10 protein-coding genes are annotated in these 10,350 nt (G+C 71.0%); 4 read left to right on the top strand and 6 right to left on the bottom strand.

Annotated features, from left to right (window positions below; all coding sequences use genetic code 11):
• Window positions 1–10: 10 nt before the first annotated feature.
• The 5 genes from ACQEWB_RS14520 to ACQEWB_RS14500 form a co-directional block, all read right to left on the bottom strand.
• The gene (locus ACQEWB_RS14520; protein ID WP_432830847.1) at window positions 11–787 is read right to left on the bottom strand and encodes a hypothetical protein; all 777 of its coding nucleotides are present in this window, start codon (window positions 785–787) and stop codon (window positions 11–13) included.
• An 83-nt stretch (window positions 788–870) separates the two neighbouring features.
• Window positions 871–1,842 carry an N-acetylmuramoyl-L-alanine amidase gene (locus ACQEWB_RS14515; RefSeq protein WP_432830845.1) on the bottom strand — a complete coding sequence of 324 codons (972 nt, stop codon included), beginning with the start codon at window positions 1,840–1,842 and terminating at the stop codon, window positions 871–873.
• A 10-nt stretch (window positions 1,843–1,852) separates the two neighbouring features.
• Complete coding sequence (locus ACQEWB_RS14510; protein ID WP_432830843.1) at window positions 1,853–2,572, bottom strand: hypothetical protein; 720 nt, start codon at window positions 2,570–2,572, stop codon at window positions 1,853–1,855.
• A gap of 40 nt (window positions 2,573–2,612) precedes the next feature.
• Complete coding sequence (locus tag ACQEWB_RS14505) at window positions 2,613–3,260, bottom strand: class I SAM-dependent methyltransferase (protein ID WP_432830841.1); 648 nt, start codon at window positions 3,258–3,260, stop codon at window positions 2,613–2,615.
• 159 nt (window positions 3,261–3,419) lie between these two features.
• Complete coding sequence (locus ACQEWB_RS14500; RefSeq protein WP_432830839.1) at window positions 3,420–5,153, bottom strand: MFS transporter; 1,734 nt, start codon at window positions 5,151–5,153, stop codon at window positions 3,420–3,422.
• A gap of 184 nt (window positions 5,154–5,337) precedes the next feature.
• Between ACQEWB_RS14500 and ACQEWB_RS14495 the strand changes: the two genes are divergently transcribed.
• From ACQEWB_RS14495 to ACQEWB_RS14480, 4 genes are all read left to right on the top strand, one after another.
• Entirely contained in the window at window positions 5,338–6,525 is a 1,188-nt protein-coding gene (locus ACQEWB_RS14495; RefSeq protein WP_432830837.1) for a lipid-transfer protein, read from the top strand.
• Window positions 6,526–6,598: 73 nt separating this feature from the next.
• Complete coding sequence (locus ACQEWB_RS14490; protein WP_432830835.1) at window positions 6,599–8,059, top strand: DHA2 family efflux MFS transporter permease subunit; 1,461 nt, start codon at window positions 6,599–6,601, stop codon at window positions 8,057–8,059.
• Window positions 8,060–8,110: 51 nt separating this feature from the next.
• On the top strand, window positions 8,111–8,650 hold the full coding sequence (locus tag ACQEWB_RS14485; protein WP_432830833.1) for a SigE family RNA polymerase sigma factor: 540 nt from the start codon (window positions 8,111–8,113) through the stop codon (window positions 8,648–8,650).
• Window positions 8,651–8,679: 29 nt separating this feature from the next.
• The gene (locus ACQEWB_RS14480; protein WP_432830831.1) at window positions 8,680–9,474 is read left to right on the top strand and encodes a hypothetical protein; all 795 of its coding nucleotides are present in this window, start codon (window positions 8,680–8,682) and stop codon (window positions 9,472–9,474) included.
• Between the two features lie 22 nt (window positions 9,475–9,496).
• Here the strand turns inward: ACQEWB_RS14480 and ACQEWB_RS14475 are convergent, their stop codons facing one another.
• Window positions 9,497–10,129: a response regulator gene (locus ACQEWB_RS14475; RefSeq protein WP_432843815.1), complete on the bottom strand. Its 633-nt coding sequence runs from the start codon at window positions 10,127–10,129 to the stop codon at window positions 9,497–9,499.
• Window positions 10,130–10,350 lie beyond the last annotated feature (221 nt).

The following is a 10,350-nucleotide window of genomic DNA, read 5'->3' as shown; positions in this document are numbered from 1 at the left end:
CGGCGTCGGCTCAGCCGCGCTGGATGCCGGAGGTGTCCTGGAGGACACCGCGGCGGCCGTCCTGCGTCTGGGCGACCAGGCCGCCCGGACCGCGCTGCTCGACGGCCAGGTACCAGGTGCCGGGGGCGAGTTCGGCGATCGGCGTCGGCGAACCGTCCTCCGCGAACAGCGGCCGCGCCACCGGGACGGCGAACCAGAACGGCGAGAAGTCCCCGGCCGGCTGCGGCGCCTGGGCCTGCGGCTGCGGCGCACCGTAGGGCTGGCCGGGCTGCGGCTGACCGCCGTACGGCGGCTGCTGGGCACCCGGGTAGCCGTAACCGCCCGGCTGCGGCTGGCCGCCGTACGGCTGCGGGGCCTGCGGCTTGGGCGCCGGGATCAGCGCGGCCTGGAGGGCCGGGACCAGCGGGGTGGCGATGGCGGCGCCCGCCGCGGCGAGCGCGGCGATGAAGCCGAGGATGAGACCGGCGGCGGGGCTGGTGCCCTTGCCGCTGTCCACCAGCCACCAGAACAGGCTCCACGCCACGATGACCGTGAAGCCCGTGCCCACCACTCCGAGGTCGAGTCCGGCGACCTTGCGCGGCTGCGGAAGCGCGCGGTTGACGACGATGAGGGCGGCGCCGACGACGCCGGCCATGTAGATGCCCAGGCCCATGCCGAGGCTGTCCCAGGCGTTCACGTCGATGTCGTACCCGGAGACGGTGTACGAGTTGAGGAACGACGCGATGAACAGCAGTACCGCTGCCCCGATCAACACGCCGTCGCCTCGGTTGAGGGAGCGGATATTCACTTCAGGTCCTTCGTAGGTCGTCTCGTCGTCGGTAGACCCTATCGTCCACCCGACCAGGGTGTCCGCAGAGATCAGCCCGCCGATCACGAAGCGCGCAGGAAACTCACGATTCCTTCAGAGATCCCCTGTGCCGCCTTCTGTCGCCAGGCTCCGCTGGTGAGCAGTGCCGCGTCCTTGCTATCCCGCATGTTGCCGCACTCGATGAACACCTTCGGAACCGTTGACAGATTGAGACCGCCGAGGTCCTTACGCGTGACGAGACCGGTGCCGTCGCCGATGTAGTTGGACGGGGGCTCGCCCGTCACCCGGACGAAGTTGCCCGCGATCCGCACGCCGAGGTCGGAGGACGGGGCGACGATGGCGCGGGTGTCGGCGGCGCCGGCGTGGACGGAACCGGGAAGGATGACGTGGAACCCGCGGTCGCCTGCCGCGGCCCCGTCGGCGTGGATGGAGATCGCGGCGTCGGCGCGCGCGAGGTTGCCGATCCGGGCCCGCTGGTCGACGCAGGGCCCCCAGGCCGGGGAGCCGGTGTCCCGGGTCAACTTCACGGTCGCGCCCTGCTTCTCGAGCAGCGCCTTCAGCCGGTGCGAGACGTCGAGCGTGAACTGGGCCTCCGTATAGCCCCCGTTGGTCGAGGTCCCCGTCGTGTCGCACTCCTTCCAGTTCGTGCCGATGTTCACCTTGCGGTTGATCTCGGCGGTGTGCTGGAAGTTCCCGGAGTTGTGCCCCGGGTCGATCACGACGACCTTGCCCTTGAGCGGCCCGGAGGCGGCGGGCGCGGAGGAGGTGGGGCTGACGAGACTCGGGCTCGTGCTCGGACTCGCCTCCTTGTCGTCGTCGCTCGGGGAAGCCGCGGCGCTGTTCGACGTCGCGGACGTGGACGTCCGTACCGTCGCCCGGTCGGAGGCGCCGTCACCCCCGGCCCCACCCACGGCCTCGTACACGAGCCACCCCAACAAGGCCCCCGGCACCAGCGCGGCGACCGCCACGGTCAGGGGGCTGCGCCGGGGACGGCGGGGCTGGGGAGGATCGAAGTCCGGGCCTACGTACGACACGTCTGCCACCTTACGGGCCGACCGCGGCCTCCGTGGGGAGAGCGCGGTCGAGGAACTCCAGCCGTGGTCGCGCGTCGCGCATCCGGCGCCGTATGTCCTCGGCTTCGGCGTGCAGACGACGGCCGCGCGCGGCGATGTCCGAGCGGCGCTCGAGGTTCGTCCGGCCGTCGGCCAGCCGTTCCAGCTCTCCCTCCGCCTCGCGCAGGGAGCGACGAAGCGGCCGGCTGGTGACGCACTGCTCGGCGAGCGCGTCCAGTTCGAGGCGGGCCGCGGCCATGGAGGCGGAGGCCGCGGTCAGAATCGGCCGGCACTCACCGAAGAAATCCATGAGGGTGATGTCGAGGTAGTCGGAGCCCTCCCGTGCCGCGTGATAGCCCGAGAGGGCCCACTCCCAGGAGCGGGCCCACTTGTCGAGCACGCGCGTGGCTTCGTCCAGTTCCTCCGGCGTGGCGTGCTTCTCGAGCGGCGTCTGCGCGTCCAGGTCGGCGAAGTACTCGGGGCAGACGGTGTCGAAGTGGGCCACCTGCCGCTGCGCGGCCTCGATGGGCATCGCCATGGCGTTTCGGCTCAGTCCGTGCCCCTGATCCAGGAAACGGACCAGTTCCTCGCGCCGTGCGGCGGTCCAGCGGGTGGCCGCCTCGACCTCGTAGAATCCCGCCGCCGCGTCCCGCAACGCCTTCTCGGCCCGCGCGAGCGCTCTCTTGCGCCGTCCCCACGGCCATATGTTCATGTCCGACACCCCCCCGGATGCTGAAGGGGGCCACTGTAGATCAGATACCTGTGCCCGTCCGCCGCAGGACGCGCAGCGAGTCGGTCACCGAGACCTCCGTGAAGGCGCCGGACTCCAGGGCCCGGAGGTAGACGCGGTACGGCGCCTGACCGGTGAACTCGTCCTTGGGATCCGGAAAGACGTCGTGGATGAGCAGCAGCCCGCCTTCGGCCACATGGGGTGCCCACCCCTCGTAGTCGGCGCCCGCGTGCTCGTCGGTGTGACCGCCGTCGATGAAGACGAGCCCGAGCGGCGAGTTCCAGAACGCCGCGACCTGCGGAGACCGCCCGACGAGGGCGACGATGTGCTCCTCCAGCCCGGCCCGGTGGAGAGTCCTCCGGAAGGTGGGCAGCGTGTCCATCACCCCGAGCTCCGGATCGACGGTCTCCGGGTCGTGGTACTCCCACCCCGGCTGCTGCTCCTCGCTCCCGCGGTGATGATCGAGGGTGAGAGCGACGACGCCGGCCTGCCGAGCGGCATCGGCGAGCAGGACGGCCGAACGCCCGCAGTACGTCCCGACTTCGAGGAGGGGGAGGCCGAGGGCACCGGCTTCGACAGCAGCGTCGTACAGCGCGAGCCCCTCGTGCGCGGGCATGAACCCCTTGGCCTTCTCGAAGGCGGCCAGGATCTCGGGCGAGGGCTCTGCCATGGGGGTCCTTCCAGTCGTACGACACTCAGCCCGCCCATGCTGTCGTACCCCCTGCCGATCATCTCGACAGGGGGTACGCGCAGCGTTTTCAGGGGCGCGGGGAACTGCGCGACAAGCCACGACGGCGCATCCGCCGCCAGACCACAGATCCCCCGATCCCTAGGCGCTGACAACCTCCCCGGGCAGCGAAAGATCCAGATCCACAGCCAACTCCTCACCGGAATGAGTCGCAGAGGAGGCAAGCGGCCCATGGCCGGAGGCCCGCGCGGCCAGCACATATGGCCCCCGCGCCGGCACGGCGAGCGCATAGCTGCCGTCCTCGTCGGAGACAGCCGCCCCCGCCTGCCGCCCCAGCCGGTCGATCAGCGTGACCTTGGCACGGGCAACCGGCTCGCCGGAGGCATCCAGCACACGCCCCCGGAACCCCCGCAGCACGGCCTCGGCGTTGGCGATCCCCGCCTCCTCCTCACTGCTGGCCCGCAGCTGAGGCGCCCGATTCGCCTTCGGCAGGAACAGCGCCATCAGCAACCCGACGGCCACCGCACCCGTGGCGATGAGGAACGACACCCGGAACCCGTGCATGGTCGGTATCTCGACCCCACCGACGTTGTTCGCCGTATTGGCCAGCACCATCCCGATCACGGCGCTCGACACCGACGTACCGATGGACCGCATCAAGGTGTTGAGCCCGTTCGCCGCCCCCGTCTCGGAGGCCGGCACCGCACCCACGATCAGCGCGGGCAGCGACGAGTACGCGAGCCCGATCCCCGCACCCAGCACGACCGCGATGACCAGGCTCTGCCAGGCCTCGCTCATCAGCCCCAGCCCCGCGCCGTACCCGATCGCGATGATCAGCATGCCGAGGATGAGGGTGACCTTCGGGCCGTACTTCGCCGAGAGGCGCGCGTACACCGGCGCCGTGACCATCATGGTCAGCCCCAGCGGAGCGACCAGCAGACCCGCGACGACCATCGACTGGCCGAGGCCGTAACCGGTCGCCTTCGGCAGCTGGAGCAGCTGGGGAAGGACCAGCGAGACGACGTAGAACGAGACACCGACCATGATCGAGGCCAGGTTGGTGAAGAGGACGGCCGGGCGGGCCGTGGTGCGCAGGTCGACCAGGGGCGCCTCGGAGCGCAGCTCGAACACGCCCCACAGGACGAGCACGACGGCCGACGCGGCGAACATGCCGAGCGTGCTGCCCGAAGTCCAGCCCCAGTCGCTGCCCTTGGTGATCGGCAGCAGGAACAGCACCAGACCGGCGGACAGGCCGAGTGCCCCCAACACGTCGAAGGAACCCTTCGCCCGCATCGGGGACTCCGGTACGACGAGGAGGGTGAGGACGATCGAGAGCGCGCCGAGGCCCGCCGCGCCGTAGAAGAGGGCGTGCCAGTCGGCGTGCTGGGCGATCAGTGCCGCGAGCGGCAGCGCGAGGCCGCCACCGACGCCGATCGAGGAGCTCATCAGCGCCATCGCGGAGCCGAGCTTCTCGCGGGGCAGCATGTCGCGCATCAGGCCGATGCCGAGCGGGATCGCGCCCATCGCGAAGCCCTGGAGCGTACGGCCGACGATCATCGTGAGCAGCTGGCTGGTGAGGGCGCTGACCAGCGCGCCGACCACCATGACGGCGAGGCTGAGGATCAGCAGCTTCCGCTTGCCGTAGAGGTCGCCGAGGCGGCCCATGATCGGGGTGGCCACGGCGCCGGAGAGCAGGGTCGAGGTGAGGACCCAGGTGGCGTTGCTGGGCGCGGTGTCCAGCAGCTGCGGCAGGTCCTTGATCACCGGGACGAGCAGGGTCTGCATCACCGCGACCACGATGCCCGCGAAGGCGAGCACGGGGACCAGGGCCCTGCTCGCCCGCCGGGCGGGCTGTTCGGTCGTCGTGTGGGTCATTGCGGGAGGCCTCCAGGCCGTACGGAACAGAGAGCTGTGCGAGATAAGTGCTGGGTAAACCTCGTATACACAGGCAACTATTCCGTTGCTTCGGGCCCCTAATCGATTCTTGACCCGGCCATGGGAATCTGATCTCCCGTCAGGGGCTGGTGAGTTTGTGGAACGTGTTCTAGTCTCGCGCGCCATGAGGGCATATGTGGCAGGGGTCGGGATGACCAGGTTCGAGAAGCCCGAGACCCGTGACTGGCAGTACTGGGACATGGTGCGGGAGGCGGGGAGCGCGGCGCTCGCGGACGCCGGGGTCGCGTACACGGACGTGGAACAGGTTCCCGTCGGCTACTGCTTCCAGCCCTCCACCGCCGGCCAACGCGCCGCCTATGAGCTGGGTCTCACCGGCGTCCCCGTCTACAACGTCAACAACAACTGCGCCACCGGCTCGACCGCCCTGATGCTGGCCCGGCAGCTGGTCGAGGGCGGCTCGGCGGACTGCGTACTGGCCCTGGGCTTCGAGAAGATGAAGAAGGGGGCGCTGGGGGGAGGGGCTGATGGCGGCGACTTCTCCCATTCTCCCGTCGCCCGGCATTACGGGATCATGGCCGCCCGGCACGGCTTCGAGATGACGCCGCCCACCGCGCAGATCTTCGGCGACGCGGCCCGTGAGCACATGGAGAAGTACGGCACCACCGAGGCGCAGCTCGCCGCGGTCGCCGCCAAGAACCACCGGCACTCCGCGCACAACCCGAACGCGCAGTTCCAGGACGTGTACGAGGTGGCCGACATCCTCGCCGCCCGCACCGTCCACCGTCCGCTCACCAAGCTCCAGTGCTCGCCGACCTCGGACGGCGCGGCGGCCGCGGTGGTGGTGTCCGAACGGTTCGCCGAGGAGCGCGGGCTCACCGGGCTCGTCGAGATCGTCGCGCAGGCCATGACGACCGACACCGAGGACTCCTTCGCGTCCGGCTCGTGCATCGACGTCGTCGGACAGCCGATGTCGCGGGAGGCGGCCCGGCAGGTCTACGAGCGGTCCGGACTCGGGATCGAGGACGTGGACGTCGTAGAACTGCATGACTGTTTCTCCGTCAACGAGCTGCTGACGTACGAGGCCCTGGGAATGTGCGGGGAGGGCGAGTCGGGGAAGCTGGTCGAGTCGGGGGCGACGACGTACGGCGGGCGGTGGGTGGTGAACCCGTCCGGCGGGCTGATCTCCAAGGGGCATCCGCTGGGGGCCACCGGGATCGCCCAAGTGGCCGAGCTGGTCTGGCAGTTGAGGGGCGAGGCGGGGGAGCGGCAGGTGGCGGGGGCCGGGGTCGGGCTCGCGCACAACATCGGGCTCGGCGGGGCGGCCGTTGTGACGCTCGTACGGCGGGCCTAGGCCTTGCGACCGAGGGCCGGGCCCGGCGAAATCCCGATGCAAGGACCGTCGGCGGGTTGAGAGCATGACAGCCATGCTGGAAGCCACCGACGTCACCCGGACCCCTCGCCTCTCCGCGCCCCCCACCTGGCTGGTGGTGGCGCTCGCCTGTGCCGGGCAGTTCCTGGTCGTGCTGGACGTGTCGGTCGTCAACGTGGCGTTGCCGTCGATGCGGACCGACCTGGGGCTGAGCGCGCAGGGCCTCCAGTGGGTGGTGAACGCGTACGCGATCGCCTTCGCCGGGTTCATGCTGCTCGGCGGACGGGCCGGGGACCTGTACGGGCGCAAGCGGATGTTCCTGGTCGGGCTCGCCCTGTTCACGCTGGCCTCGCTGGGCGGCGGGCTCGCGCAGGAGGGCGGCGAGTTGCTGGTCGCGCGGGCCGTGCAGGGGCTCGGGGCCGCGGTGCTCGCGCCGTCGACGCTGACGATTCTCACGTCGGCCGTGCCGGAGGGGGCCGCGCGGGCGCGGGCGATAGCGACCTGGACCGCGGTGGGCGCCGGCGGCGGTGCGGCCGGCGGGCTGGTCGGCGGGGCGCTGGTGGACGGGCTGTCCTGGCGGTGGGTGCTGCTGATCAACGTGCCCGTGGGGGCCGTCGTGCTGGCCGGCTCGATGCGCTGGCTGGCGGAGAGCCGCAACGGTGACGGGCGGCGGCTGGACCTGCCGGGCGCGGTGCTGGTGACCGCCGGGCTCGGGACCCTCGCGTACGGCATCTCGCAGACCGAGGCCGAGGGGTGGACGGCGGCCGCGACGCTGCTGCCGCTGGTCGCGGGGCTCGCGCTGATCGGCGTGTTCCTGCTGGTCGAGGCGCGTACGGCGGCCCCGCTGATGCCGCTCGGGCTGTTCCGGTCGCGGGCCGTGTCCTCGGCGAACGTGGCGATGTTCCTGTGCGGCTCCGCGATGTTCTGCATGTGGTACTTCATGACGCTGTACGCCCAGAACGTGCTCGGGTACACGCCGCTGGAGGCCGGTCTCGCGCTGGTCCCGAGCTCGCTCGCGGTGCTGCTCGGCTCCAAGGCCGCCCCGCGCTTCATGCCGCTGCTCGGCGCGCGCAACGTGGCCGTGATCGGCACGGTCGTCGCGGCGGTCGGCTTCGGCTGGCAGTCGCTGATGACGCCGGCCGGGAACTACCTCACCGAGATCATGTTCCCCGGCATCCTGATGATGCTGGGCGCCGGCCTCACCGCGACCCCGCTCGCCTCGCTCGCGACGGCGGGGGCGGCGCCGGGGGAGGCCGGGCTGGTGTCGGGCCTGGTCAACACGTCCCGGACCATGGGCGGTTCGCTCGGACTCGCGGTGATGTCGACGATCGCGGCGGCACGGACCGGGGACAGCCCCACGCTGGGGGCGCTGACCGAGGGGTACGCGCTGGTGTTCCGGACGGGGACGGGCGTGCTGGCCGCGGGAGCGGTGTTGATGCTGGTGTGGCTGCCGGGGCGGAAGCCCGCGGGAGGGGCGTCCGCGGGAGGGGAGTCCGCGAGAATCTCCGAGAAGTGAGGCAACGGTCCGGACGGTCCATGGACTCCTTCTTGTATCTAGGAGGTGCCCATGGGGGATCGCAGGGAGGCTCGGGACACGGAGTTCCAGAGCTTTTTCATCGGCCGCTGGCCGCGGCTGATGCGTACGGCATTTCTCCTCACGGGGGAGCAGCATGCCGCGGAGGACCTGGTCCAGTCGACCTTCGAGCAGGTGTACGTGGCCTGGCGCAAGGTCGCCGCCGCGGACGATCCGGAGGCGTATGTACGGCGCGTGATGATCAACGCGCACGCGCGCAAACACCGCAGGAGGCTGCGGGAGTTCCTGGCGCCGAAGGACGACTCGGGCCTGGTGCGCGAGATCGCCGACACCGGTGACCGCATCGCCCAGGCCGACGACCGGGGCGTCCTGCTGAAGGCGCTGGCCGGGCTGCCGCCCCGGCAGCGGGAGGCGGTCGTCCTTCGCTACTGGGAGGACCTGACGGAGACCCAGGCGGCCGAGGCGATGGGCTGCTCGGTCGGCGCGGTGAAGAGCAACGCGGCCAGGGGGATCGCGAAACTCCGCGCCATACCGGGACTGGCCGAGACGGTGACGCAGGGCAGGCGGAAGTGATGAGCGCGGACCGGGAGAGGAACCACGACATGACACAGACGGACATCGCCCTGCTCCTCGCGGACGCCGCGGACGAGGTCGAGATCGGCATAGCCCCCGTACAGGCGGTACTGCGCGGCGGACGGCGGCGCAGGGCGCGGCGCTGGGCGGTCGCGGCCGCCACCGCGGTGGTGCTCGCCGGTTCCACGGGGGCCACCCTGGTGCTGGCGGGGCTGCCCGGCGAGGGGGACGGCCCGGCACGGGTCGCGACCCAGCCGACGGTGCCCAAGCCCAAGGCGCGGCACGTGGACGAGCCCCGCGTCTCGCCACTCGCGCTCGGCATGGACCACGGCAAGCAGTGGGAGGTCGACCTCCAGGTGTGGGACGCCCCGCGCAACAAGGGGGAGGCCGAGGCCCAGTACGCGGCGATGGCCCTGTACGGGCTCTCGCCGGCGGACACCTCCCAGTCGTCCGACCTGGTCGGCAGGACCTCGTACTTCGTCACCCGCACCTACGGGGACGCCGGGCCGCAGAAGACGGTCATGTTCGACACGGTGAAGCGCTGGGGCCCCATGACCGGCACCGACCTCGAATCCGCGGCGGTCCCGCTCACGGGCGACAGCGGGCCCCGGCGTCTCGTCATCGGCCAGGTCGCGAAGACGGCCCGGGAGGTCACCTGCACCTGGAAGGACGGTACGAGCATGGTCGTCCGGCCCACCAAGGACCCGGGCTCCATCAACATGGGCGACCTGAACATCCGCCCGGCCGACGGCAGTCCGGTCAACTGGTTCGTCTGCCTCGCGCCGAAGGACACGTCCTACAAGTCGGCGGAGGTGACGAAGTAGGGGACCGGAGGAGCGGGCGGTCCTACAGCCACCCCTGCCGGCGGGCCTCCCGTACCGCCTCCATCCGGTTGCGGGTGGCGGTCTTGCCGATGGCCGCGGAGAGGTAGTTGCGGACCGTGGACTCCGACAGGTGCAGCTTCTCGGCGATGTCCGCGACCGTCGCGCCGTCCACGGACGCCTTCAGCACGTCGCACTCGCGGGTGGTGAGCGGGTTCGGCCCGGCGCTGAGCGCGGCCGCGGCCAGCGCGGGGTCGATCACGGTCTCGCCGGTGAGCACCCGGCGGATCGCGGCCGCCAGCTCCTCCACGGGCCCGTCCTTGACGAGGAAGCCGGCGGCTCCGGCCTCCATGGCCCGGCGCAGATAGCCGGGCCGGCCGAAGGTGGTCAGGATCAGCACCCGGCAGTCGGGGACCTCCTCGCGCAGCTCGGCCGCCGCCTCCAGGCCGCTCAGGCCCGGGAGTTCGATGTCCAGCAGGGCGACGTCGGGCCGGTGGGTCAGCGCGGCGTCCACGATCCTGTCGCCCGCCGCGACCTGGGCGACCACCTCCAGATCCGCCTCCATGCCGAGCAGCAGGGCGAGCGCGCCCCGCATCATTCCCTGGTCCTCGGCGAGCAGGACCCTCACGCTCTTCGCCGGGCGGTGGTCCCGGGGCATCTCGTCCACGGGCCAAGGGTAGAGCGCGCGCCGGGCGGCGGTGCAATTCAAAGACTCGACATAGTTCTGTTCCGCGAGTCTTGACGGTCTTCGGCAACGGCCCAACAATCGCCTCTGCATTGGGAGTTCACCATTGCAATTACTGTCCGCTACCCCTCTCCAATTGTTCGGTATTTCGATCCGCGAAATAGGTTCGGTATTTCGGTCGAACGGTGTCCGGG

Source organism: Streptomyces sp. CA-249302, from assembly GCF_050936785.1.
GTDB lineage: Bacteria > Actinomycetota > Actinomycetes > Streptomycetales > Streptomycetaceae > Streptomyces.
Note: the sequence above shows the minus strand (reverse complement) of the source record. Positions and strands in the feature narration are given on the sequence as shown.

What these genes read in the sequence shown, in the direction of transcription:
- ACQEWB_RS14495 (WP_432830837.1), top strand. Translation starts at nt 5,338, where the DNA reads ATGAGGGCATATGTGGCAGGGGTCGGGATGACCAGGTTCGAGAAGCCC.
- ACQEWB_RS14505 (WP_432830841.1), bottom strand. Translation starts at nt 3,260, where the DNA reads ATGGCAGAGCCCTCGCCCGAGATCCTGGCCGCCTTCGAGAAGGCCAAG.
- ACQEWB_RS14485 (WP_432830833.1), top strand. Translation starts at nt 8,111, where the DNA reads ATGGGGGATCGCAGGGAGGCTCGGGACACGGAGTTCCAGAGCTTTTTC.
- ACQEWB_RS14500 (WP_432830839.1), bottom strand. Translation starts at nt 5,153, where the DNA reads ATGACCCACACGACGACCGAACAGCCCGCCCGGCGGGCGAGCAGGGCC.
- ACQEWB_RS14475 (WP_432843815.1), bottom strand. Translation starts at nt 10,129, where the DNA reads ATGCCCCGGGACCACCGCCCGGCGAAGAGCGTGAGGGTCCTGCTCGCC.
- ACQEWB_RS14480 (WP_432830831.1), top strand. Translation starts at nt 8,680, where the DNA reads ATGACACAGACGGACATCGCCCTGCTCCTCGCGGACGCCGCGGACGAG.
- ACQEWB_RS14510 (WP_432830843.1), bottom strand. Translation starts at nt 2,572, where the DNA reads ATGAACATATGGCCGTGGGGACGGCGCAAGAGAGCGCTCGCGCGGGCC.
- ACQEWB_RS14490 (WP_432830835.1), top strand. Translation starts at nt 6,599, where the DNA reads ATGCTGGAAGCCACCGACGTCACCCGGACCCCTCGCCTCTCCGCGCCC.